Here is a 23,650-nt window from a genome sequence, read left to right on the forward strand (position 1 = left end):
GATGAAAAAATGGTTGGCCTTGGCCGCAGCCCTAGTAATCACCGGATGTTCAGAAAAATCCGACACCCCGGCAACTGCCGATACTGCCGCCGCCGCACCGGCCGGCCCGCAAAAAGTGGTGATTTACAACTGGACTGAATATATCCCGGCAGAAGTGTTAGACGCCTTCACCAAAGAAACCGGTATTCAGGTGGAATATGCCACTTACGAAAGCAACGAGGCGATGTACGCCAAAATCAAATTGATGGACGGCAAGGGTTACGATATCGCCGTACCATCCACCTTCTATGTAGAGAAAATGCGCAAAGAAGGTCTGATCCAGCCGATCAAAAAAGACTTGTTGTCCAATTACGGCAACCTCGACGCCAACATGATGAACAAGCCTTACGATCCCAACAATGACTTCAGCGTTCCTTACCTCTGGGGTGCTACGTCCATTGCAGTTAATGGCAACGATGTTGATGCCAGCCAAATCACCAAATGGGCCGATTTGTGGAAGCCGGAATACGCTGGCAAATTGATGATCATGGATGACGTGCGCGACAACTTCTATGTGGGTCTGCGCGTTGCTGGTTTCCAAAACAACAGCACCAATGAAGAGGAAATCAAAGCGGCTTACGAGAAGTTAAAAGCCCTGTGGCCAAGCATCAAGGTGATTAACTCTGACTCGCCCAAAACGCCATTGATCCAAGGCAACGTGAGCATTGGCGCCATCTGGAACGGCGAAGCCTATATGGCTCAGCAAGAAATGGACAACCTCCAGTACATCTATCCTGAAGAGGGTGCGGTATTGTGGGTAGATAGCTTTGTTATTCCAAAAGGCGCTGCCAACTTGGAAAATGCGCACAAGTTCATCGATTTCATGCTGCGCGCGGAAAGTGCCAAAGCCGCTATCGAAGAATTGGGCTATGCCGCACCGAACACGGCGGGTATCGCACTGCTGGATGAAGATTTGCGCAACAATAAAACCGTATTCCCCGCCGCGGAAGATATTGCCAAAGGCAGTTTCCACCAAGACCTGGGCGACACGGTATTGATCTACGAAAAATACTGGGAACTGTTGAAAGCCGGCCAATAACAGGCGGTTTTCAACCCAACCCTGCAAACGCCAGCCTTGTGCTGGCGTTTTTTTTACGGCAGATATAGCCCAAGGCAAGATCGCCAAACCCCGAGCGGTTTTCATAGTGGTATGATTGCGGCTACTTTTTTTACCGCGTGATTTGCCATGTCTTATTCTTTATCGCGCCCATTGCGCATTGCTACCCGTAAAAGCCTGCTGGCGCTTTGGCAGGCTGAATATGTCAAAGCCGAATTGGAAAAACACCATCCGGGCCTTGTGGTTGAGTTGGTGCCCCTTACCAGTCGGGGTGACAAAATTCTCGACGTTCCCCTCGCTAAAGTGGGCGGCAAGGGCTTGTTTGTCAAAGAGCTGGAAACCGCGCTGCTGGAAGGTGATGCCGATATTGCCGTGCACTCCATGAAAGATGTGCCTATGGAGTTCCCGGAGGGCTTGGGCTTGCCGGTGATCTGCCCCCGCGAAGATGCGCGCGATGCCTTTGTCTCCAATCGGTTTGCCTCGCTTGATGCGCTGCCGCAAGGTGCGGTGGTGGGAACATCCAGCTTGCGTCGCCAATGCCAACTGCTCGCGGCTCGCCCCGATTTACAGATCAAATTCCTGCGCGGCAATGTGCAGACGCGCCTGCAAAAACTAGATGATGGTGAATACGATGCGATTATCCTCGCTGCCGCTGGCTTGATCCGGCTTGCATTGGGCGAGCGCATCCGAAGCTATATTGAGCCCGAACTCAGCTTGCCCGCCGGTGGGCAAGGGGCGGTGGGGATCGAATGCCGTATGGATGACCTTGCGGTTATTGAATTGCTCAAACCCTTACACCATCGCACTACCGCAGAGCAGGTCAGTGCTGAGCGCGCCATGAATCGTCGCCTGCAGGGCGGCTGTCAGGTACCTATAGCCTGTTATGCACTGCATCGCGCTGACCAATTGTGGCTGCGCGGTTTGGTGGGCGCACCCGATGGCAGCCAGATGTTATTTGATGAGATCAGTGGCCCGGTGGCCGACGCCGAGCAAATGGGCATTGCCCTTGCCGACCGACTGCTCGCCGCCGGTGCCGATAAAATCCTCGCTGCCGTCTACGCCGACGCTGAATAATCTATGCTGTTACCATCTGCCCCCTGCGTTGTGATTACCCGCCTGCAAGCGCAAGCGGATGTTTGGGCGGCCGAGCTGCAGGCCCTGGGTTTTAGCAGCCGCCGTTTGCCGTTACTGGAGTTGCGTCCGGTGCAGGGCGAGACGCAGCAGCGCGCGATTAAAAACCACATTCTGGATTTCGATTTGTACCAGAAGGTCATTTTTGTCAGCCAAAACGCGGTGGAGTATGGCATGGCATGGCTGGATGATTACTGGCCCCAATTGCCTATCGGCATCGACTATTTTGCTGTGGGTGCAACAACGGCCAAAAAGCTCGCGAGTTACGGTATCGCTGTTACCGATCTGGCGGTGAGCGAACAGGGCGGCATGACCAGCGAGGACTTATTGCGCGCACCGCAGTTACAGGCAGTAAACGGCGATAAAATACTGATTTTTCGCGGTATGGGCGGGCGCGGCCATCTCGCTGAAGCCTTGCGTGAGCGCGGTGCCTGGGTGGAATATTGCGAGCTTTATGAACGCTTGATTCCCGCCGACGCAAGCGCAGACTTACAGCAATTAGTGGCGGATGTAGGAGCAAATCATTCCGCAATACTGGCGCTGCACAGCGGCGAAAGTTTGCAAAACCTATTAACCTTGGCCGCAGAAGCCAATGCGTTGACACAGCTGCAAACACTGCCAGTGTTGGTGCCCAGTGCGCGTATTGCCCAGGCTGCCAGCGCCGCTGGTTTTCACACAGTGATCACCGCAGAAAACGCAACCGATCACGCCATGAGCGCGGCATTACTTAACTATTGTGGTGTTCCTGATGGCGCTAAGCCCTTGCCGTAAAGGATGAATGGTTCGCCGTTGAACTCACCGCTGTTGCTTCACTCAAACGTGTAATTTATTACAGGATTAATCCAGTGACTGATATCGAAACCCCAAGCCCAGCCGCACCTGTCAATGCCGCGCCCCTCAACCCAGCGCCAGTGCCAGCCAAAAAACACACGGTCAATTTTGCATTCCTGTGGCTGTTTGTGCTGTTGATTGTGGCTGCGCTCTGCGCAGGTGCCTGGCAATTATTGCAGCAGGGGAAAAATCAGCAGCAGTTGGTGGATAGTTTGCGCGTGCAATTGGAAGAGCAGGTGAAGTTATTTGATGATCGTCAGCAAGCGCTGGAAGATTCGCTGAATAAAGAATTTATCGAGCAGCAATCCGCCATTCAGGCAAATCTGAATGAATTGGCGGAACAAGTAGATAGCAATAATGCGCGTGTGCTGGCGCTGTCCAGTGCCAATCGCGATGAATGGAAATTGCAGGAAGCGCAATATTTATTGCGCTTGGCCGATCAACGTATCCTGCTCGAACAAGACAGCCAAAATGCCCTGGCACTGGCAATTTCAGCGGACGATGTACTGCGCGATATAGACCAGGCTGATTTGGTGGGCGTACGCAAATTGTTGGCCGAGGAAATTGCCGTATTAAAAGTAGCGGGCATTATTGATCGCGAAGGCATCTACTTGCGTTTGTCCGCACTGGCCAATCAAATTGAAGCCATTCCTTTCATTGAGCCTCTGGGCACTCAGGCAGATGTGTTTGAAGATGATGTAGTACCAGAGAATGAAACGCTTAAACAGCGCATCACGCGCGGATTTTATGACTTGCTGCATAAGCTGGGTTCCTATGTGCGCGTACGCGACCACGGCAAAACCATCAACGCAGTATTGCCACCTGCGGAGCAAAAATATTTGCAGCAAAATTTGCGTTTGATGTTGGAGCAGGCGCAAGTCGCACTCTTGCGCAATGAAGCGGGCATCTATCAAGAGAGTTTGGTGAAGGCGCAAAATTGGATTAACCAGTATTACACCCTTAATGAAAAAGCCTCGGCTGTTCTACAAGAATTAAAAGCCTTGGAAACAGAAGTGATTGCCCCTGAGCTGACGAACTTCAGTAACTCGTCTGCAGCGCTGACAGAATATATTGCCAAGCGCGAAAAAATGGCTGCTGCTCGTCGCGGGGTGCGCTAATGAGATTGCGTCTGCTTAAAGCCCTTGTCTTTCTATTACTGGCGGCCGGACTGTTATTTTTACTCTGGCGTGGCGATGGTTATCTGCTTATTGCCTACGGCACCAAAACCATTGAAATGACGCTCTGGGTTGCGGCTCTGGCGGTAGTTGCACTCTATGCCGTGTTATGGTTCGCGCGTAAAGTATTGCTCGGCAGTGCAGAAATGGTACGCCGTTTCCGCGAAATATTTTTGTTTGGCAGTGTGGAGCGCGCCCAAAAACGTGCCGCTACCGGTATGGTGGATTACCTCACCGGCGATTGGTTGGAAGCGCGCAAAAAATTATTACGCACCCTCGATAAAGTGGAATACCCGCTGGCGAATTATATTGCCGCCGCGCGCAGCAGTTTTGAAATGGGCGATGAAGCTGAAGCCGATAATATCCTGGATAAAGCCCTCACGATTAGCAACAGTGAATTGCCCGTGGCACTCACTCGCGCACGTTTGCACGTACAGGCGCAGCGTTACGAAGAAGCAATCAATATTCTCAAACCAATCGATATAAAAATGCCGCGCCAGGCGGCGGTGCTGGATTTAATGCATCACATTTATATTGCGCAAAAAAATTGGCGTGCCTTGGAAGATATGTTCCCGGCGATGCGCAAAGCCAAGGTGTTATCCAATACTGAGTTTGAAGCCTTGGAACAACTGTTGGCCTGCGAAAAAATGAACGCCTTGAGCGAACAGGTTAAATCCTTGTTGGTCGCTGAGCGCTTGCCAGCATTGCAAGCGCTGTGGAAATCCTACGCGCGTAGCTTGCAAAAAAATTCAGCGGTGATTAATGCCTATGCTGAAGCCTTGGCGACACACTATCAGGATCAGGAAGCCGAGGTATTGGTGCGCAAAGCACTCAATAACCAGTGGTACGATCCGCTGGTCAATCTCTATGGTCGCTTGCAGGTGAAAGAAATTCACAGCCAAGTTCGCACCTTGGAAACCTGGCTTAAACACAGACCTCAGGATGCCACGCTGCTGCGCAGCATGGGGCGCGTCATGTTGCGCAACCAGCAGTGGGATCTGGCCCGCGATTATTTCCAGCGCAGCATGAATTTACAGGCCTGTGTTGAAACAGCCATGGAAATGGCGCGGCTGATGGAAAAAATGGGCGACCATAAAAAGAGTTCGGATTTATACCAACAAGGTTTGCTGTTAGCCGAACAGAAAAAATAATTTCCGCAGCAAGCTGATTACCAACAGGCTGCGACGCAATCCATAGCACGCTAAAAAAGACCGGCGTGCTGTGATCCTGTATTTAAAGGAGTTGGACTTTGCATCGCGCGCGTATGGTTTTCAGTTCTCTGGTAGGCGCGCTAGTGCTTGGCGTGTTGGCATTGCACTATTGGCCGCTCCCCCAATCCCTCACCCAAACACCCTATGCAACCATGTTGCTCGCACGCGACAAGAGTTTGCTGGGTGCCAGTATCGCCACTGACCAGCAGTGGCGTTTTGCTCCGGTCGAAAACTTGCCGGACAAATACAAAACATCACTGCTGTTATTTGAAGACCAATATTTTTACCAACACCCGGGCATTAATCCGTTTGCATTGTTGCGTGCGTTACAGGGGAATTATGCCGCAGGAAAAGTGACCAGTGGCGGCAGTACACTCAGCATGCAGTTGGCGCGTTTGCTGCGGCAGGCGGATTATCAACAGCATGATTTACCCTTGCCAATGCGCAATGTGCCGAGTAAAGCCATTGAAGCGGCGCGTGCGCTGCAATTGGAATGGCATTTCACCAAAGACGAGTTATTAATTCACTACGCGAGCCATGCGCCCTTTGGCGGCAATATTGTGGGCTTGCGCGCGGCGGCCTGGCGCTACTTTGGGCGTGCGCCGGAAAATCTTTCCTGGTCTGAGTCGGCACTGCTGGCGGTGCTGCCTAATAGTCCCGCGTTAATTCACCCCGGTCGCCAGCGCGATAAGCTATTGCACAAACGCAACCGCTTGTTAACGCGCTTGCATCAACAAGGGCATTTTTCCGCGCTGGATTTGCAACTCGCGCTGCTGGAACCCTTGCCCGAGCGACCGGCAGCGCTGCCCAACAGTGCGTCGCATTTATTGGCGACCTTAAAAAAACAACACCATTCTTCTGCACTGCTTGAATCTACTATCGACGCCACCTTGCAGCGTTTATTAAATCAAATTGCGGCGCGGCACAGTGCGCGCTTGGCGAATGAGGGCGCACATAATCTCGCGCTGTTATTGATTGATCACAGCACTATGGAAACCCTCGCTTATGTGGGCAACCAGCCGTGGAATAATACGGCGCGTTTTGCCCCGGATCTGGATTTAATCCAGCGTCCGCGTTCCACCGGCAGTATTTTAAAACCCTTGCTCTACGGGTTGATGCTGCAATCCGGCGAGCTAACGCCCACGCGTTTAATTCCGGATATTCCCAGCCAGTTTGGCGGCTACAGTCCACGCAATTACGATCGCCAATTTCGCGGCGCAGTGCCGGCGCAATTTGCCTTGGCGCATTCGCTGAACATTCCGGCGGTGTATATGTTGCGCGATTACGGTATCGGGCGTTTGCAAAAACAATTGCAGTCCATGGGCATGAGTACCTTATTTCGCCCGGCGGACGATTATGGACTGACATTAATTTTGGGTGGAGCAGAAGGCACCCTGTGGGATCTCACCGGAATTTATGCGCGCCTCGCGGCCAGCGCACGCGATGGTGATATTCCCCAAGCGCCAGTAACTCTGGTGAAAACGGCATCGGCTAAAACCCTCGCATTAGCTTCCATTCCACCGGTGATTAAACAGGGCGCGGCCTGGTTGACCTTGCAGGCGCTGATCGATGTAGCGCGCCCTGGTTACGATAATTACTGGCGCGATTTTTCCGGCAGTCAAACCATCGCCTGGAAAACCGGCACCAGTTACGGCTTGCGCGATGCCTGGGCGATTGGCAGCAATGGCCGTTATACCCTGGGTGTGTGGGTAGGCAATGCCGATGGTGAACCGGCTACATTTTTAAGTGGGCAGAGCAGTGCTGCGCCGGTGTTATTTGATGTGTTTGATGCGTTGCCTAAAATTAATTGGTTTGCCAAACCGCAACATGCGCTGAAAACCATTTCCGTCTGCGATGATGACGGATATCTCGCGGGAGGGCAGTGCACCGCCGTGGACACTGAAGTGCCGCGCACCAGTCATTTTGCTCAGGTCACGCCCTACCATCGGCGCATTCACCTGGATGCCAACGAACAATTTCGCGTACACAGCCAGTGCGAAGCGGTGAGTAATATGCAATCCAAAAATTGGTTTGTATTGCCACCGGCGCAGGAATTTTATTGGCGCCAACATCACAGCCATTACAAACCACTACCGCCCTGGCGGCGCGATTGCGTCGCCAACCTCAATCAATTGGATGACGATCAGCCTATTGAATTGCTTTATCCGCAAACCCAAAGCCGTATTTATATCCCCATGGATTTGGATGGCAAGCGCAGTCGCGCCGTATTAAAAGCCGTGCACCGCGACTCGGCGGCAACCTTGTATTGGCATCTGGACGATGCCTTTATTGGCGAGACCAGGATTTTTCACGAACGCGAAGTGGCGCTCGAGCCGGGTTTGCATCAGTTGGTGATTGTGGATCAGCAAGGCTACCGCCTGCAGCGTCGGTTTCGTGTTGTTGGCAAGAGCGATCAATAATCACCGCCCTTCATCGCCCTGTGGCAGATCCAGTTTGCTGTTAATCGCGTATAGCCTCACGAGTTTCAATGATTGGTACAGTCGGAGAGGTAGCGAGCGTGAGTAACTATTTAATTGTGGGAGGCACCCGTGGCATTGGCCGCGCCCTGGTAGAACAATTGTTGGCGCAAGGGCACAGCGTGACCCTGTGGGCGCGCACAGCAGTTGATGTGGCTGGTGCAAGTCTGGTGATCAATGACCCCGCCGCGCAAGTACCGGACACCAACGGATTACCCGAGGTACTGGACGGCGTGGTCTATTGCCCGGGCTCGATTAATCTCAAGCCGTTTGCGCGTCTGTCAGCCGATGATTTCGTGCAGGATTTTCACATCAATCTACTCGGCGCTGTGCGCACCTTGCAGGCAGTCGCGCCGCTGTTAAAAAAATCATCTAACGCCAGCGTGGTGTTATTCAGCACCGTTGCTGTCGCTATGGGTATGCCATTTCACGCGAGCATCGCCGCCAGCAAAGGTGCGGTAGAAGGGTTGGTAAAAAGTGTGGCCGCCGAGTGGGCACCGGCGATTCGCGTCAATGGCATTGCGCCTTCGCTTACCAATACTTCATTAGCAGAAAAATTAATTAATTCACCGGAAAAACGCGATGCTGCGGCTAAACGCCATCCCCTCCAAGATTTGGGTGAACCTGCCGATATTGCAGCCATGGCCGCATTTTTATTGTCGCCCCACGCACGCTGGATGACGGGCCAGATTATTGGGATGGATGGCGGTATGTCGGTGATTAAATCCTAAGGGAGCAGGTTTTATGCATGTCAATCTGGATGAAATGGCGCAACTGGAGCAGCGTTATCGCGCACACTTTATTAATTCCCTCGGCGGTTTTAAAAGTGTGGTGATGCTGGGCACCCAAAGCCTGCAGGGGCATACCAACCTTGCCATATTCAGCTCGTTTTTTCACTTGGGAGCAAACCCGGCGCTTTGCGGATTAATTGTGCGCCCCGACAACGGCAATCGTCATACGCTCAACAATATTATGGCGACAGATTTGTACACCATTAATCATGTGCACGAAGCAATTTACCAACAAGCACATCAAACCTCCGCCAGTTATGCGGCAGCACAATCGGAATTTGCAGCGACAGGTTTAGGTGAAGAATGGCTGGATGGTTTTTTTGCCCCCTTTGTGCGCGAGAGTCGTATCAAAATGGCGGTGCAATTGGCGCAGCGCATCGACCTGCAAGTGAACGATACAATTTTGTTGATCGGTAAAATTCTCGATGTCTATCTGCCGGACGCCATTGTCGGCAGCGATGGTTTTGTGGATTTGGAAGCGGCAGGCACACTGACCTTGTCCGGTCTGGACTCTTACCATCACACGCAAAAAATTGCGCGGCTTTCCTATGCCAAACCGGATGCGCCCTTAGCGGTTATCGGTTCATAACTAGCCCAAATAAGCAGCAATTCACTGCTGATGGCTGAGGGCGTTTGAGCAATCAGCCATTTTCCGCTTTAATGGGTGGACATTCCCGATGGATTCCACCATGCCTAGTTTAAATACCCAAATTCTGATCGCTGCATTGCTTGGCCTGTTACTGGGCACAGGCTTGGGCGCACTGGGCGATGCCTCGCTCACCAAAGAATACATGTTGTTTGGCACGGGCATTGTGGGCAATCTGTTTGTCGACCTATTAAAAATGGTGATGATTCCGCTGATCTTCACTTCCATTGTTGTCGGAGTTGCCAATTTGCAAGCGCACCACCAAGCGCAACGTGTCTGGAAATACACCCTGGTATTTTTTGTAAGCACTATGGCGCTGGCAATGGTATTGGCGTTGGTGGTGAGCAATATAGTCAAACCCGGTGCTGGTTTGCACTTGGCGATGTTTGCCGACGCCATGCACAACTTCGAAGCCAAGCAATTAACCCCTGCCGATTTTTTTGCACAGTTCCTGCGCAGTTTATTTCAGAATCCTTTTGCGGCATTGGCGCAAGGCAATGTATTGCCGGTGGTGACTTTTGCATTATTCCTTGGTGTTGCATTGGTGATGGGTGGCGCGCGCTACCAGCATATTCTCAAGCTGCTGCAAGAATTTCTGGAATTGATCATGCGCATCGTGGGCTGGATTATGAAGCTGGCGCCGCTGGGTATTTTTGCGTTGCTAACCACCCTAATTGCTACCCAAAACCTGGAACTGCTCTCTACCGTTGGTGGTTTTATTGTGCTGGTATTTGCCACTACCCTATTTCATGCCGTAGTTGTGCTGCCGCTGATTTTGTATCTATTTACTAAAAAATCCCCGCTGTGGTTTTGGCGCGGTGCGCGCGAAGCATTAGTCACCGCGTTTGCGACCAGCTCCAGTTCTGCCACAGTGCCAGTTACCTTGCGTTGCGTGGAGGATAATTTACGCGTACGCAAAAATATTGCCGGTTTTGTGGTGCCGCTGGGTGCAACCATTAATATGGATGGCACCGCCTTGTACGAAGCGGCTGCCGCTTTATTTGTCGCCAATTTGGTGGGTATTGAATTAACACTGGCACAACAATTAATTGTCTTTTGCACTGCCATGGTCGCCTCCATGGGTGCACCTGGCGTGCCCAGCGCGGGCATGGTGACCATGGTAATGGTATTGCAGTCGGTTGGTTTACCGGCGGAAGCTATTGCCATTTTATTGCCAATAGATCGCCTGCTGGACACCATTCGCACCGCCGTTAATGTGCAGGGCGATATGATCGGTAGTGTGGTGGTAGATAGTTTGGTCAACAACAATATGGCAGAGGATGAGTCAGTCACAGACTCATCCTCTGAAAATATTCGCTGAGTGATCAGGCTAGTGCGCGCGTTTAATCAAGGGCACTGCGGTGGTCATATAGGTTGCGCTACGCCATAGCCATTCAACAGGGCCATAATAAAAACGTTTGACCCAGGCTTGTGCCACACACATTAAGGCAGCATAAAAAGCGATGCCGAATAACAAACTGTTTGTTTGGCCAATCGTTTCATACCAGCCTAAGCCAAAAGGATAAAACAAGGGCACACCAATAACAGACTGCAACAAATAAATCGTTAAACTGATTTGTCCACAGGGTGCGAGCAGGTTCAAATACCGACCGGTAGGGCGCCAGTAGTAACATTGAATAAATAACAGTACCAGGCTGGCGGTGATTGCACTGCTCAAATAAGTACCAAGGGCTTGGGTTATATACCACTTGGCCATAGCGCTTTCCTGAAAAGCCGTTGTCGGTAATTCTTGTACAGACTTATCCAGCCAATACAATACGGCACTTGCTAGCAGGGCAATGCCCAGTGCGGTTACGCGGCTGCGCTCAAATTTTTCCGGCTGGGTAAAAAAGCCAATTCGCCCCAACACTAAACCGACAATAAATAATCCTATCAATTGCAGCCCGCGCCCTGACTCGACAAAAAACATCCATTTCGCATAAATACCTTGTGCACTGTTAAGCGCAAATAATTCACTCAGGCTTGCACCCTGGATTGCGGCATACACATCGCCAAATAATGAAAAAAAGGCGGGATTATCGTTAGCACCAGGCAGGTGATTGAGGGCGGCGTAATATTGGTAATAAAAGGGCAATTGCAATAAGCACAGTGTTGCCAGTGCAATTAACCAGCGATTACTGAGTCGCTGCACAAACAATAAGCTCAGCCCAATAACACCCAGTACCGACAAAATATCGCCAAGGTACAACAATGTGTGCACATAACCCAGTGCCAGTAAAATCACCAGACGCCACACAAAGCGATAACGAAAATCCACGCCCTTGCGCGCCTGGTTATCCATAATGATAAAAAAACTCACACCAAACATCAGTGCAAAAATGGCGTAAGCCTTCCCTGCAAAGAGAAAAAAGATCAGGTTGTGCAATGCTGTCGGGTCCTGCTTGACCCAGTAAAGTTCAAAGTATTCCATGCAGTGCACCAGGCAAATCCCCAAGAGTGCAAAACCGCGCAGGGCGTCGATCATTTCATGGCGCGGTTTGTGCGTCAGGAGTTTATTGGCGGTGGGTAGGGTGGAGTGTGCGGTGTTATTCATGATTGTCACTAAGTTGTTATTGGTTTTGTGGATAAAAGATTGCCAGATAGCTGCCATCACTCTAGCAAAAGAACGAGCGGGCGCGTGTCCCTTACCACTTTTTAACAATCGCTCGCGCCAAATTGGCTCTATAATGCCAGCACCTTTCTTGCACTGGAGCCAAGTGTGCACACGCCCCCCGCATTAATTTCCCTGACCGACAAGCGCGCGTTTTGGCGCGGTGTGATTTTATTGTCACTGCCGGTCGCCGCGCAGATGTTATTGCAATCCCTGCTCGGCATGGCCGATGTGATTATGGTGGGGGACTTGGGTTCCAGCGCCATTGCCGCTGTGGGGCTTGCAGCAAAAATTCATTTTTTATTGCTGGTATTAATGAGTGGCCTGGCTACCGGCTGTAGCATTTTAGTCGCGCAATACATAGGCGCAAAAGATTTTACCAGCTGCCAGCGCAGCCTCGCTGTCACCTTGTTAGTGGGCACAGTGGTCATGCTGCCATTTGTGATTGCCTTTGGCTTTGGCTCACGGGTTTGGGTTAATTGGATCAACCCCGATCCACAGGTAGTGGAATTGGCCGCGCAATATCTCATCATCACCGCCCCGGCATTATTATTTACCCAGTGGATAGTGATTTACGAAGCATCGCTGCGCGCATTGGGTAATACCACTATGCCCTTGGTCGCTGGTGTATTTGCCGCCGTATTAAATATTGCTGGCAACTATGCGCTGATTGGCGGCAATTGGGGTTTCCCCGCGCTCGGCGTTGCTGGTGCAGCTTGGGCCACACTGGGCGCACGCGCGTTGCAGTTACTGATTGTTGTAGGTTGGGTTTATGCAAAGAAACACGGCTTTGCATTGAGCATTGCGCAATTAAAAATGGGTTGGGATAAAACCCAGATCAATCGCTACCTCGCTTTTTCCTTGCCGCTGGTTGCCAACTACGCCATTTGGGCAGTAGGCAATTCCACTTACCATTTAGTTACGGGGTTTGCTGGCACCGAAGCGCTGGCCGTCATGGGCGTTATAGTGCCTATTGAAAGCGCTTTTTTTGCCTTGTTCGTCGGCCTTGCCAATGCGTCCGCTGTATTAATTGGCCGCGAACTCGGCGCGGGCAATAATGACACGGCGTGGCAGCTGCATAAGTTTTTTGATCGCATCACCTACATATTATTAATTATTTTTTGCAGTGCCCTCTGGTTCGCCCGCCCACTCATGTTACAGATATTCGACCAACTGGATGCAAAATCCACCGAATTACTATTTAACACCCTCGGCGTGTTTTGTTTACTTGTGTGGGTAAAAGTCATCAACATGATGCGCATTATCGGCGTACTGCGCGCTGGCGGCGACAACCGTTTCACCCTCATCACCGACACCATTGTCATGTGGGTTTTCGGGTTACCGATTTATATCGCCGCCGTATTCCTCACCAAACCCTCATTCATTTATTTATATGCACTCATGTTCCTTGAAGACGGCTTGAAATTTATCCCTGTCATCAAGCGCATTGTGAGCCGTAAATGGATGAATAATTTAACCAAGAATTAATTGTCCTCACTGGCTGGGAAGTATATCCATGTATATGTTTAACCTTACTGATGCATGGATTCTGGCGGCAATTTATTTGGCAGGAGCGAAGGGTGAAAATGCCTACGCACAAATTATCGAAAACCTTCCTGTACTTGATCGACCACTGCCTTCTCACGCCGAATGCAAAAACGCTTATGATAAATTTTTATACCTTGGTCTTATCGTTGCCGATGGCGATAAGACGTCACTGTCTCTAGTGGCAGAAAACCTGGTAAAAGAAACGCACGATAAAAATGCCACGCAGTGGATCTGCGCCATTGAAAAACAGCTCGCCCCTTATAAGTTAAAAAGCATGTGCAATCGCTTTGAGTGGCAGGAGGATCAATATATGCGTGGGGTCGAATTATTTTTTGCTAAAAAAGGAGAGTAATTATGCTGATAAAAATTGATGACCTGACGAGCAATGAAATTGCAGAGCTATTAACTGAGCATTTGCAGGATATGTATGCCGCGTCGCCGCCGGAATGTGTGTATGCATTGGATTTGGAAAAATTACGCAAGCCGGAAATTACCTTTTGGAGTGTATGGGGCGGCAATCAGTTAATGGGATGCGGTGCCTTGAAAGAACTGGACGTACAGCATGCAGAAATTAAATCCATGCGCTCGGCAAACCGATTTCGCGGGCAGGGTGTGGGTAAGGCGATGCTGGAACATATCCTACAAGTAGCGCGCGAGCGTAATTACACCCGCATAAGCTTGGAAACCGGCTCGCCGGATTTTTTCATCCCTGCACGTAAACTCTATGAACGCTATGGTTTTGAATACTGCGGGCCATTCGGCGATTACCGGGAAGACCCTTATAGTATGTTTATGACCAAAAAACTGGTGTGATGTTTATTAAAAACACTGTGTGAGAAATTACGAGTGACAGGCTGGCTAAATTTGCGTTTCAGGCATTGATTTTCTACCACTGTCGCTTGTTATATTTTGACTCAGCGAGAGCTTTAATTTTTAGATTTTGAAAATTATATCTGTGCTGGTAAGAAGTGATTAGTTTGCGGTTAACCAAACGACTAAGAGCACCAGAAAATGTTTCTTCTTGTATTAATTTGCAGCAGGATTCCGATACTTCAAACAAAGTAAATTTTCTGATGCCACTAAGCAAGCTGCCGATTATTGGAAGTGTCCCGGTCCATTCCAGATGCCTACGTTCTACAATTTTTACTTTATTTAGATTTATTCTTAACGGGACACCAGACATTTGAGTTTTAAGTAATACCGGAATCCCATTATTCGTGAGAACCTCAACATCACTTTTATGCCAGTCACTCCATTTGGAGAAGCTTGAAATAATACTCCAAACAGTATCAACACTTGCCTCGATCTCTGTTTCGACTCTGACATCAGAACTGTTCATGGCAGCAATTTCCAGAAATTATAACGAAGCCGTAGAAAAGCCCAATAACTACTGAATTTGCCTACAGTCAATAGATTAATAATTAATTAGCCAACTTTGCCAAACTGTTCTTGGATTTTCAATTGCTCTTATTCATTAATAACATTGTTCTTTGAAAAAGCGAATTGTTTGCTTGTATTCGTTCTTATTTTCGCTTTGCTTTGGTCAAACTTCCATAATTCGCCAGCTTTTCGATATTGTGGATCATACAAAACAATTGCCCCTGATTTTTTGTTTACTACGCAGAAAAATGATAACGATTTTGAATGCTATGATGGATGATAGTTGCGAGTGACAAGCTGGCTAATTTTTCGACGAATGTGTTGATTTTTTCCCATGGCATTTGTTATGTATACTTTCTATATACTCATCAACCTTCAAGTCTGTCCAGGTTTCAACACTAAGTATTGAAGAATACGGATCTCCAGGAATTTGCAGCAATTGACATATTGCAGGTTCTGTTTTTAACCCCGCTTCCTTGAGCTTCCGAACCTTCTCTGAAAAATCATTTCCTCCAGCTGCTACAACGCGCTTCATCACTTGATAGTGACGGTAAGCCATCTGTTCTTTCACTGGTGTGTTGGTGGCATATATTTCAAAAATGAAGTTTTGAAAACTAAATCTTCCAACCACACGATCTTCATATACCTTCAGATGGTACGAATCATACGCTGATATAGTCAAATTCAGATCATCAGTGAAAACGTTTTGATCAACATAATTGCATACGATGTCAATATCACTTTCTGATGTATCAAGATTAACGAATATTGTGCTGACTACTTCTGGTGAGTAGCTCTTGAGTTTATGTAATATCTGAGTATCTTTTATCGCGTTTTCAGCACGAGTTATCTTGCTATTCATTCTTGCTATAAGCTCATAAAATGTAATGCGGCCATAGAAAATCCTAAAAATTTTTCATTTTACTAATGCAGTGATGCGTGATAATTACGAGTGGAAGGTTAACTAAATTTGCGTTTCAGGTATTGATTTTTTTATCGCATCGCTTGTTGGGATTTACCATATATTTGGCCATTTGCTTGACGTAAATAATGTGGCCCACACAGCTAAAACTGGAACAAATAAGATAATAATTTTCTCTATAAAATATAGTGACTTATTTCGTATTAATTGCTTATTTCTAAAGTCACGAAAAATAAGCCATAACCGCCAAAAATATAAATATTGGCTATCGAAAGATATGGCGCTAGTAGCAACACAGTATTTGATATAAGTGTTAAGAATACTTGATATTTTCTTTTCTGTGAGTTCGTGAGGTTCAATATTTAAATGTAAAATTATATTTTCTTCATTGACACTGGCAATACTTGATTTGTAAGGGTACAAAAATACCATTATTTTCCCGTTAATTCCTTGCGAAAAAACCAGTGCGGATTCCGATTCAAGAACATGCTCTACTTTCTCTACCCCATCTTTAACAATGCCCTTGTAAACATTAAGACGTCTCCAACCGGTAGAAATTTGAATATGATTAATGAAATTGCTCTTGTATAAATACTTGATGTTATAGATGGGATTAGACTTTCTGTTATTTATTAAATATAAGCCACCTAAAGCATCAAAGTTATATGCATTGTTTAATGACGAAAAATATTCTTCAATTCTTTCCTCAAAGAATATCCAATTTACCCGCCGAATGTATGCTTCGTCTTCTTTTGATTTAAGAAGGGACATTAGCTTGTCAATTTTTTCCATATTAGCCTAACATTTGTATGCGCGCGCATGCGCGTTTTTTGCCAAGGTGTTGCGCGTTATCATTCTAGTGTCATTCCAAGTTATTGACCATTCAGACGTTTTGGCTGTGTCCCTGCGGAAAGTGCGTTGGGAATTGGTGATGGATAAATTTGATAAAACGCCGTGGGAGAAAATCGCACGGCGTTTTTTATGGATGCTATTGCGCGGAGGCATCCCAGACTTTGCCGGAGGCGGTGCCGTCTTTTGGTGGGTTGAACACTTCTACGGCCATGACTTGATAGGTGGGGTCGTCGCTGGCGTTGAGGTTGTTCATGTTGGGAATAATCCAGCCGCTGTCGGCCCAGGCTTTTACGTGGTCGGCAAAAATAATGACATGGTCTTCACCCAGTGGGCGCTGTTCGCTGGGTTTGCTCCAGTATTGATAGAAGGTAGAGGGGCCGTTGATGGAGGGTTTTTGTTCGCGAATGGAGCGGTAGGTGGAGTATTCCACGCCGTTGCTGATGAAGGTTTTGCCGAAGGTGCCGTCTTTGCTTGGGTCGTAGGTCCAGCGCTGCAAAATGTAGTATTCCACCAAGTGGGCTGGGTCTGTATCGGGCATGGTGTTGTCGTAACCCCAGCCGTATAGGGTGATGTAACTTGCACCGCTGTCTTCATTAAAACGATAGCCAATTTTGCGGGCTTCATCGCCGTAGTGCCAACCGGGGCCACCCACGTAGTTGTAGCCACCGCCTTGCCAGCTCACGCTAAAGGCGCCATCGGGGCTCATGTCTAATGATGCGGCGCCGCCGTCTTTCCAGTGGGTGAAGAAAAAGTTACCCACGTGACCGGTGGCGTGGTTTTGGGTGATTTGGGTTGGCTCGTTAAATTGCTGCGTATAGGCTGCAAATTTTTGGATGGCAGTTTCTGTTGTGGTGTTGGTGTTGATTGCGGGGGCTTGTTGTTGCCCCTCGCTTTGTTGCCCTTCGCCGCAGCCGATGAGCTGGGTAATGGCCAGTAAACCGGCGGTGATAAGCGCGATAGTATTTTTCAAGGGTTTTTCCTCTGGTGCGGTTAATGTGCTCAGGTTGTGGCTGTGCAGGACATGGGTGTCGCTTTTTATAGTGTGAGGAATTAAAGCAGCTATTGCCGGACAAACCAACCACAAGTGTCGGACAAGTCAATCACAACGACTCGGTAGTATTTTTTCCCCATAGCTCGCAAAAAATTTCAATTTCTTCGGCAGGCATTGGGCGCGCCCAGTAGTAGCCTTGTGCTTGGGTGCAGCCAAGGCTGCGTAGGAGGGCGGCGGTGGAGGCGTCTTCTACGCCTTCGGCGATGGTTTTTAATCCGAGGCTGTTGGCCATTTGGATGATGGCGCGGACTATGGCGGCGTCGTTGCTTTGGTCATCCATTTTGCGCACGAAGGATTGGTCTATTTTTAGCGCTTCTACTTCAAATTTTTTCAAATAACCCAAATTGGAATAGCCGGTGCCGAAGTCGTCGATGGATAGGTGCACGCCTTCACTGCGCAGGTGTGAAAGGGTGTTGACCAATCGGTCGCTGTCATCGATTAACAGGGATTCGGTTAATTCCAGCTCCAGGTATTGCGGCGGTAATCCACTGGCGTCCAGTGAGCCTAATACCAATTGTTCAATGTTGCCGCGCTTGAATTGAATGGAGGAAATATTAATGGCGATGGAAAATTGCAACAGACCCGTGTCGTACCAGTGTTTGGCTTGGCGACAGGCTTCCTGTATGACCCATTCGCCCAATTGAATAATCAAACCGGAGGATTCGGCGAGCGGGATGAAGATGGACGGTGAAATAAAGCCCTGTTCATGGTGGTGCCAGCGCAAGAGTGCTTCAAGCCCGCAGATTTGATTGGTGCGCAAATCAATTTTGGGTTGGTAGTACAAACTGAATTGTTGTTCTTGCAGGGCTTTGCGCATACCGGAAATTAAACTGATATGGTCGAGCATGTGGCGATTAATGGCGGGGTTAAAAAAGCGAAAGCTGTTGCGGCCAGAATCTTTGGAGTGATACATGGCGATATCGGCTTTTTTAATTAAGGTGTCCAGGTCTTCGCCGTCTTGTGGGGCGAGGGCGATGCCGATGGAACAAGTGCAAAAAATTTCAATGTTGCGGTAGAGATAATTCTCCGAGATCAGTTTCAAAATATCCAGGCTGACTTGGGAGGCTTGGTCGGCGGAGGCGATATTGGGTAAAAAAACAATAAATTCATCGCCACCGTAGCGGCACACAGAATCCACTTTTTTGGTGTAGCTGAGCAGGCGCAATGCAACTTCTTTTAAAATTTGATCGCCCGCTTGATGCCCGAGTGAATCGTTGATGGGTTTTAAATTATCCAGATCAATAAAAATAATGCCGAACAGTTGCTGTTGTTGTTTGGCGTGGTAATAGGCTTTGTCAAAATTGCGTTGTGCCAGCGCGCGGTTGGGCAGGCCGGTGAGGGCGTCGTGGGTGGCGAGGTGTTCAATGTGGTTTTTAACATTTTTCATGCGCTCGTTTTCACGCGCTAACTCTGCCAGCGCGGCGCGGTAGTCCTGCGCGAGTAAACCGACGGCAATAGCGATCACGCAAATAATCACAATGGTGATGCTGCCGGTAGCGAGGTTGATGGGGGCGATTTTATGTTCATAGAGGTGAAAGTGGTTGGCGTAGCTGATGGCGGCGAGCATGAGCACCATCACAACCACTAGCAGCAGCAACAGGCGCCGATTGCCGAGCATGGCGGCAAATACCATGACGGCGCAGTAGCCGAGCAGGGAGGCATCGCGGGTGCCGCTGCCAATCCATGCGAGGTAGGAGAGCATGAGGGTGAGGGCGACCAGGAATAGGGTGGCGCCGAGCAGGGGTTGCTGGCGGTAGATGGCCCAATCCACGGTGAACAGGAAAATGCCGGTGGCGATCATGACAAAGCTGTGGTCGTAGCCCCCATAGGACATGCTGATAATGCTGATCAACAAGAGTGCTATTTGGCTGGTGCGCAGGATTTGCACCAAACGTTTGATTTTGGTTTGGGTGAAGCTGTCGCAGGCCTGCGGTACGCCATTGACGAATGATGGTTGCGGTGGTTGATGATCCACAGTAGTGCCCCGGCGAATGCTGATAACGCCCCGCCCGCCATTATTCCTCTCGGAATGAAATGCCGCTATGGTGACTGAAAGGTCCGTTTCTGGGGAGGCTGGTGCGTTATGGCTAAGGTGCTGTTGCCTTGGCTGCGGGTGGTGTTGTGATTATTTCCGACAGCAAATGGCGTTTGCGTACAGTGTATTTATAGTTGATATTCGCGCCATTTGCCTTATCGGTGAGGATTTTTATCCTGCTAATTTATCCCTAAACATAAAAAATACCGCGCCCAAAAGGCATAAGCCGGCCCAGAGGTAATCCAGCTTGAGCGGTTCTCTCAGGTAAAAGACGGCGAAGGGCACAAAAACACTGAGGGTGATGACCTCTTGCAGGATCTTGAGTTGGCCCACTGACATCACCGTGTAGCCAATGCGGTTGGCAGGTACTTGCAGCAGGTATTCAAACAGCGCTATGCCCCAGCTGATAAAGGCGGCGATGATCCAGGGTTTGTTGTTCAGCTCCTTGAGGTGGGCGTACCAGGCAAAGGTCATAAAGATATTGCTGCAAAACAATAGGCCTATGGCGATAAGTGATGCCTGCATCTGGTACTCCGCGGCGGGTAGCTGGGTCTAGGTTGTCGGGTGGGTTTGGGGTTATCGGGTTGACGCGGACTGCTGTTCGTCCAGATCGCGTTTTTTGCCCACCGCGTAGGAACTCATAATACTGAACAGCCAGGCGGCAAGCAGCAACCATTTGCCATCGGCCCAGTAGGGCGATTCAAATACGGCGCTGTGCAAGGTGTTCCACAGATAGGGAAGGTCCAAACCAAAATCGCCGCGCTTGGCTTTGGCATCCAGCTCGTTGGACAGTTGCAGGGCAACCTGCATCAGGTTGATAAACAGTAGCCCGATAATCACCGCCGAGGGCACAGCAAACACACAGGCGCGCCAGCGCTGGCCGAGCATAAACAGGCCAGCACCGGGGAAAATAAACGCGGAGGCGATGGCGGCGCGCTTGGCGTGAGTCATGGTACTCATGGTGAATTTTTCTCCCTTGCTGGTTTCAGTTCTCGGCTACAGGTTTTACTTTTCGGCGACCAATTGCTCCAGGCGATAAAACCCCTGGCCTTCATCGCTGAGGTTATCCACCAGCCAGGGCAGGGCCTCTTCCATGGCGCCCCAGAGTGTCCAGGGCGGGTTGATAACAATCATCCCGCTGGAGGTCATGCCGTGCTCAAGGCTGTCGGGTGCTATGCCAAATTCCATCAATTGGATGTTTTTGATACCGGATTTTTTCAGCGCCAGTTCCATCTCGTCAATACGCGCGCGATTCACCACGGGATACCAGATCGCAAAGGTGCCAACGGCAAAGCGTTTATGGGCATGGATTACCTGTTTCACCAAATGCTGGTAGTCGCTTTTGATTTCGTAAGAGGGGTCAATCAGCACCAGCGCGCGACGCTCCAATGGTGGCAACAGCGCTTGCAGGCTGGCAAAGCCGTCCTCGTCCAGCACTTTGATGCGCTTGTCGCTGCGCATGGCATCGCGCAGGAATTGGTAATCACTCGGGTGCAGTTCGTGCAGGAACAGGCGGTCAATCGGGCGCATCAGGGTTTGCGCAATCAGCGGTGAGCCGGGGTAAATTTGCAGCGGGCCACGCTCATTCAGGGTTTGCACCAGCTCGCGCAGGCGGGCGAGGGCGGCGGGTGGGGTATCGCTGGTCCACAGGCGGCCAATCCCCGTATCAAACTCGCGATTCTTCTGTGCTTGCGGGCCATTGAGCTTGTACACCCCGGCACCGGCGTGGGTATCGATAATGCGCAGGGGTTTTTCTTTTTGCGTCATATACTCCAGCATGTGGATGAACACGGTGTGCTTGAGGATATCGGCGAAGTTGCCGGCGTGAAAGCCATGGCGGTAGCTGAGCATAGGGATTTCCAAGTAGTAACGAGCAAGTAGCGGCTAGCAAACAGAACGGGGCCGGAGACTGGCCAGACAATGTGCCCAATGCAATGGGCAAGGCGCGGAATTATAGCGGTCCGGGGGGATAAATACCCGAACAAGATTGTCACACGATTAACCTTTTAGCCAGGGACCTAAGCAGTTAAAGTAATGCCTGCCCACAATCATGAAGATACCCGCATTGCGATCTAGCCCGATTTTGTTTGTCCATTCCATCTATTCCCACCTTTATTCCGGGTTGGCGCTGCCACTATGGCTGGGTGCCTCGCTGCTGTTGGCGGTCTGTGGCGCGCGCGCCGCCGATGAGCCGGACATTGAAATTACCGGCGGTACCAAAGCCCTGCGCGAGAATATTCGCTTGCACCTGAGCCTGGTGGAGGAGAGTTGTAAAACCCCGCTGTGGCGCTTGAACAGCTTGCTCAGCGACAGCGATGCCGAAGTCACCGCCGCCTCCCGCGCGCTGGGGTTTTATGAGTTGGAGTACGATGCCAAGCTGGTGCGCAATAAAGACTGCTGGGGCCTGAATATCCAGCTCACACCGGGCGACCCGGTATTGGTTACTGAACTGCGTATTGAAATCCTGGGCGAGGGCAGTCAGGACGCGATTTTCAAACCGCTCTACGACAAGCCGGGCATCAAGGTGGGCAATCGCCTCAATCACGGACGCTACGAAACCCTGAAGGCGCGTTTCAGTTCCCTGGCCTCCTTGCACGGTTATTTTGATGCCGAGTTTGTGCAGTCGCAGGTATCAGTGAATGTGGCGGAAAAAAGCGCGGTAATCGCCCTGGTGTACGATACTGGCAAGCGCTATCGCATCGGCGACATCAACCTCAAGCACGGGATACTCGACGAGGATTTCCTGCGCCGTTACTACAATTTCAAATCCGGCGACTATTACGATACCGACGACTTGCTGGAGTTAAAAAACCTCTATAACGCCAGTAACTATTTTACGGTGGCGAGCGTGGCGCCCGACCTGCAAGCGCTGAATGACCATGAGGTGCCCATTAATATCGAGCTGGAGGAGCGCAAGCGTCGCGCCTATTCCGTGGGTGCGGGTGTTGAGGCGGATGAGCCGAGGATATTGCTGGGCTTTGAGGATCGCTACCTCAATCGCCGCGGTCACCGGTTCAACGCCGATCTGGCGGTGTCCGACATCAAAAAAACCGCGCAGGCGACCTACACAATTCCCATGCGTCGCCCGGCCTATGAATTCCTGCGTTTTTACACCGGCTATCTGGAAGAGGAGACGGTGACCTCGCTCAGTGAGAAATATACTTACGGCAGCAGCTATTCCTATTATCAGGACAACAAATGGCTGCAAACCTACGCGCTGGATTACATTCAGGAAGAGTCCACCATTGGACGCATGCTGCCCCAGCGCACCAACCTGATTATTCCCTCGCTCTCTTTTCTGCGCACCCAAACCGACGGTTCTCCTTACCCCTTGAGTGGTTGGTCGGCGCTGGGGCGTATTTCCGGTTCGCCGGAAAGTATCGGTTCGGATTTCAGCTTTGCGCAGTTTTACGGGCGCGCCAAATACGTGAAGGGCTTTTCCTTTGGTCGCCTGCTGCTGCGCGCCGAGTTGGGTATTACCGAGACGGACAATGTGGATCAACTGCCCGCGTCGGTGCGTTTCTTTGCCGGTGGTGATTCCAGCGTGCGCGGTTATGAATACAAATCCCTGGGGCCGACACGCAATATTTATGGCCCGGATTTTGTCGGGCCGCTGGAAGACCCGCGCGCGGCGGAAGAGGTAATTGGTGGTAATAACCTGTTGGTGACCAGTATTGAGTACGACTATCGCTTTGAGGACTCCAATTGGGTTGCCGCACTCTTTTACGATCAGGGCAACGCGGCAGACGATACCCATATCGACGTAAAGCGCGGTGCGGGCGTGGGCGTGCGCTGGATTTCGCCCATAGGCCCGATTCGCATTGACGTGGCCAAGGCACTGGACGATGAGAAGTCGTGGATGTGGCACATCAGCATGGGGCCGGATTTGTAAT

The 23,650-nt window shown here is 50.2% G+C and carries 22 protein-coding genes; 13 read left to right on the forward strand and 9 right to left on the reverse strand.

Annotated features, from left to right (window positions below):
* Position 1: 1 nt before the first annotated feature.
* The 9 genes from B0D95_RS16235 to B0D95_RS16275 all read left to right on the forward strand — a co-directional run bounded on the left by B0D95_RS16235 (position 2) and on the right by B0D95_RS16275 (position 10,679).
* Positions 2-1,078: an extracellular solute-binding protein gene (locus B0D95_RS16235; RefSeq protein WP_078044872.1), complete on the forward strand. Its 1,077-nt coding sequence runs from the start codon at positions 2-4 to the stop codon at positions 1,076-1,078.
* Positions 1,079-1,225: 147 nt separating this feature from the next.
* Positions 1,226-2,170 (forward strand): hydroxymethylbilane synthase, encoded by a 945-nt coding sequence (hemC, locus tag B0D95_RS16240; RefSeq protein WP_078044873.1) that lies wholly within the window; start codon positions 1,226-1,228, stop codon positions 2,168-2,170.
* A 3-nt stretch (positions 2,171-2,173) separates the two neighbouring features.
* Complete coding sequence (locus B0D95_RS16245) at positions 2,174-2,998, forward strand: uroporphyrinogen-III synthase (protein ID WP_244904601.1); 825 nt, start codon at positions 2,174-2,176, stop codon at positions 2,996-2,998.
* 74 nt (positions 2,999-3,072) lie between these two features.
* Positions 3,073-4,176, forward strand: coding sequence for a uroporphyrinogen-III C-methyltransferase (locus B0D95_RS16250; protein WP_078044874.1), 1,104 nt, complete (start codon positions 3,073-3,075; stop codon positions 4,174-4,176).
* Positions 4,176-5,384, forward strand: a complete 1,209-nt coding sequence (locus B0D95_RS16255) for a heme biosynthesis HemY N-terminal domain-containing protein (protein WP_078044875.1) — start codon at positions 4,176-4,178, stop codon at positions 5,382-5,384. Before B0D95_RS16250 ends, B0D95_RS16255 begins: the two co-directional genes overlap by 1 nt.
* A 98-nt stretch (positions 5,385-5,482) precedes the next feature.
* Complete coding sequence (gene pbpC / locus B0D95_RS16260) at positions 5,483-7,864, forward strand: penicillin-binding protein 1C (RefSeq protein WP_078044876.1); 2,382 nt, start codon at positions 5,483-5,485, stop codon at positions 7,862-7,864.
* 98 nt (positions 7,865-7,962) lie between these two features.
* The gene (locus B0D95_RS16265) at positions 7,963-8,652 is read left to right on the forward strand and encodes an SDR family NAD(P)-dependent oxidoreductase (RefSeq protein WP_078045798.1); all 690 of its coding nucleotides are present in this window, start codon (positions 7,963-7,965) and stop codon (positions 8,650-8,652) included.
* Positions 8,653-8,665: 13 nt separating this feature from the next.
* A complete protein-coding gene (locus B0D95_RS16270; RefSeq protein ID WP_078044877.1) occupies positions 8,666-9,301 on the forward strand; it encodes a flavin reductase family protein in 636 nt (211 codons plus the stop codon).
* Positions 9,302-9,401: 100 nt separating this feature from the next.
* Positions 9,402-10,679, forward strand: coding sequence for a dicarboxylate/amino acid:cation symporter (locus tag B0D95_RS16275; protein WP_078044878.1), 1,278 nt, complete (start codon positions 9,402-9,404; stop codon positions 10,677-10,679).
* Positions 10,680-10,688: 9 nt separating this feature from the next.
* On the opposite strand, the gene B0D95_RS16280 is transcribed toward B0D95_RS16275, so the two are convergent.
* On the reverse strand, positions 10,689-11,912 hold the full coding sequence (locus tag B0D95_RS16280) for a DUF418 domain-containing protein (RefSeq protein WP_168172471.1): 1,224 nt from the start codon (positions 11,910-11,912) through the stop codon (positions 10,689-10,691).
* Positions 11,913-12,077: 165 nt separating this feature from the next.
* Between B0D95_RS16280 and B0D95_RS16285 the strand changes: the two genes are divergently transcribed.
* From B0D95_RS16285 to B0D95_RS16295, 3 genes are read left to right on the forward strand one after another with little or no spacing between them, the layout of a single operon-like run.
* Positions 12,078-13,457, forward strand: coding sequence for an MATE family efflux transporter (locus tag B0D95_RS16285; RefSeq protein ID WP_078044880.1), 1,380 nt, complete (start codon positions 12,078-12,080; stop codon positions 13,455-13,457).
* A gap of 28 nt (positions 13,458-13,485) precedes the next feature.
* Positions 13,486-13,869 (forward strand): hypothetical protein, encoded by a 384-nt coding sequence (locus B0D95_RS16290; protein ID WP_078044881.1) that lies wholly within the window; start codon positions 13,486-13,488, stop codon positions 13,867-13,869.
* Between the two features lie 2 nt (positions 13,870-13,871).
* Entirely contained in the window at positions 13,872-14,330 is a 459-nt protein-coding gene (locus B0D95_RS16295) for a GNAT family N-acetyltransferase (protein WP_078044882.1), read from the forward strand.
* 73 nt (positions 14,331-14,403) lie between these two features.
* On the opposite strand, the gene B0D95_RS16300 is transcribed toward B0D95_RS16295, so the two are convergent.
* The 8 genes from B0D95_RS16300 to B0D95_RS16335 form a co-directional block, all read right to left on the reverse strand.
* A complete protein-coding gene (locus tag B0D95_RS16300) occupies positions 14,404-14,856 on the reverse strand; it encodes an SRPBCC family protein (RefSeq protein WP_078044883.1) in 453 nt (150 codons plus the stop codon).
* Positions 14,857-15,198: 342 nt separating this feature from the next.
* Complete coding sequence (locus B0D95_RS16305; RefSeq protein ID WP_078044884.1) at positions 15,199-15,759, reverse strand: DUF4269 domain-containing protein; 561 nt, start codon at positions 15,757-15,759, stop codon at positions 15,199-15,201.
* 153 nt (positions 15,760-15,912) lie between these two features.
* Positions 15,913-16,611 carry a hypothetical protein gene (locus B0D95_RS16310; protein ID WP_078044885.1) on the reverse strand — a complete coding sequence of 233 codons (699 nt, stop codon included), beginning with the start codon at positions 16,609-16,611 and terminating at the stop codon, positions 15,913-15,915.
* A gap of 196 nt (positions 16,612-16,807) precedes the next feature.
* On the reverse strand, positions 16,808-17,641 hold the full coding sequence (locus tag B0D95_RS16315; RefSeq protein WP_246841632.1) for a glycoside hydrolase family 11 protein: 834 nt from the start codon (positions 17,639-17,641) through the stop codon (positions 16,808-16,810).
* Between the two features lie 130 nt (positions 17,642-17,771).
* On the reverse strand, positions 17,772-19,697 hold the full coding sequence (locus tag B0D95_RS16320) for a bifunctional diguanylate cyclase/phosphodiesterase (RefSeq protein WP_168172472.1): 1,926 nt from the start codon (positions 19,695-19,697) through the stop codon (positions 17,772-17,774).
* A 231-nt stretch (positions 19,698-19,928) separates the two neighbouring features.
* Complete coding sequence (locus B0D95_RS16325; protein ID WP_078044887.1) at positions 19,929-20,282, reverse strand: DMT family protein; 354 nt, start codon at positions 20,280-20,282, stop codon at positions 19,929-19,931.
* Between the two features lie 51 nt (positions 20,283-20,333).
* Positions 20,334-20,717 carry a hypothetical protein gene (locus tag B0D95_RS16330; protein ID WP_078044888.1) on the reverse strand — a complete coding sequence of 128 codons (384 nt, stop codon included), beginning with the start codon at positions 20,715-20,717 and terminating at the stop codon, positions 20,334-20,336.
* A gap of 45 nt (positions 20,718-20,762) precedes the next feature.
* Positions 20,763-21,608, reverse strand: a complete 846-nt coding sequence (locus B0D95_RS16335) for a 23S rRNA (adenine(2030)-N(6))-methyltransferase RlmJ (RefSeq protein WP_078044889.1) — start codon at positions 21,606-21,608, stop codon at positions 20,763-20,765.
* A gap of 199 nt (positions 21,609-21,807) precedes the next feature.
* On the opposite strand from B0D95_RS16335, the gene B0D95_RS16340 reads away from it, so the two are divergent.
* Positions 21,808-23,649 (forward strand): autotransporter assembly complex family protein, encoded by a 1,842-nt coding sequence (locus B0D95_RS16340; RefSeq protein ID WP_078044890.1) that lies wholly within the window; start codon positions 21,808-21,810, stop codon positions 23,647-23,649.
* The last annotated feature ends 1 nt before the right edge of the window (position 23,650 follow it).

The organism is Cellvibrio sp. PSBB023, from assembly GCF_002007605.1.
Lineage (GTDB): Bacteria > Pseudomonadota > Gammaproteobacteria > Pseudomonadales > Cellvibrionaceae > Cellvibrio.

Bases quoted from the DNA above. Each gene is read 5' to 3' on its own strand.
- B0D95_RS16235 (WP_078044872.1), top strand. From the start codon at position 2: ATGAAAAAATGGTTGGCCTTGGCCGCAGCCCTAGTAATCACCGGATGT.
- hemC (WP_078044873.1), top strand. From the start codon at position 1,226: ATGTCTTATTCTTTATCGCGCCCATTGCGCATTGCTACCCGTAAAAGC.
- B0D95_RS16245 (WP_244904601.1), top strand. From the start codon at position 2,174: ATGCTGTTACCATCTGCCCCCTGCGTTGTGATTACCCGCCTGCAAGCG.
- B0D95_RS16255 (WP_078044875.1), top strand. From the start codon at position 4,176: ATGAGATTGCGTCTGCTTAAAGCCCTTGTCTTTCTATTACTGGCGGCC.
- B0D95_RS16270 (WP_078044877.1), top strand. From the start codon at position 8,666: ATGCATGTCAATCTGGATGAAATGGCGCAACTGGAGCAGCGTTATCGC.
- B0D95_RS16275 (WP_078044878.1), top strand. From the start codon at position 9,402: ATGCCTAGTTTAAATACCCAAATTCTGATCGCTGCATTGCTTGGCCTG.
- B0D95_RS16280 (WP_168172471.1), bottom strand. From the start codon at position 11,912: ATGAATAACACCGCACACTCCACCCTACCCACCGCCAATAAACTCCTG.
- B0D95_RS16290 (WP_078044881.1), top strand. From the start codon at position 13,486: ATGTATATGTTTAACCTTACTGATGCATGGATTCTGGCGGCAATTTAT.
- B0D95_RS16295 (WP_078044882.1), top strand. From the start codon at position 13,872: ATGCTGATAAAAATTGATGACCTGACGAGCAATGAAATTGCAGAGCTA.
- B0D95_RS16300 (WP_078044883.1), bottom strand. From the start codon at position 14,856: ATGAACAGTTCTGATGTCAGAGTCGAAACAGAGATCGAGGCAAGTGTT.
- B0D95_RS16305 (WP_078044884.1), bottom strand. From the start codon at position 15,759: ATGAATAGCAAGATAACTCGTGCTGAAAACGCGATAAAAGATACTCAG.
- B0D95_RS16310 (WP_078044885.1), bottom strand. From the start codon at position 16,611: ATGGAAAAAATTGACAAGCTAATGTCCCTTCTTAAATCAAAAGAAGAC.
- B0D95_RS16325 (WP_078044887.1), bottom strand. From the start codon at position 20,282: ATGCAGGCATCACTTATCGCCATAGGCCTATTGTTTTGCAGCAATATC.
- B0D95_RS16330 (WP_078044888.1), bottom strand. From the start codon at position 20,717: ATGAGTACCATGACTCACGCCAAGCGCGCCGCCATCGCCTCCGCGTTT.
- B0D95_RS16335 (WP_078044889.1), bottom strand. From the start codon at position 21,608: ATGCTCAGCTACCGCCATGGCTTTCACGCCGGCAACTTCGCCGATATC.
- B0D95_RS16340 (WP_078044890.1), top strand. From the start codon at position 21,808: ATGAAGATACCCGCATTGCGATCTAGCCCGATTTTGTTTGTCCATTCC.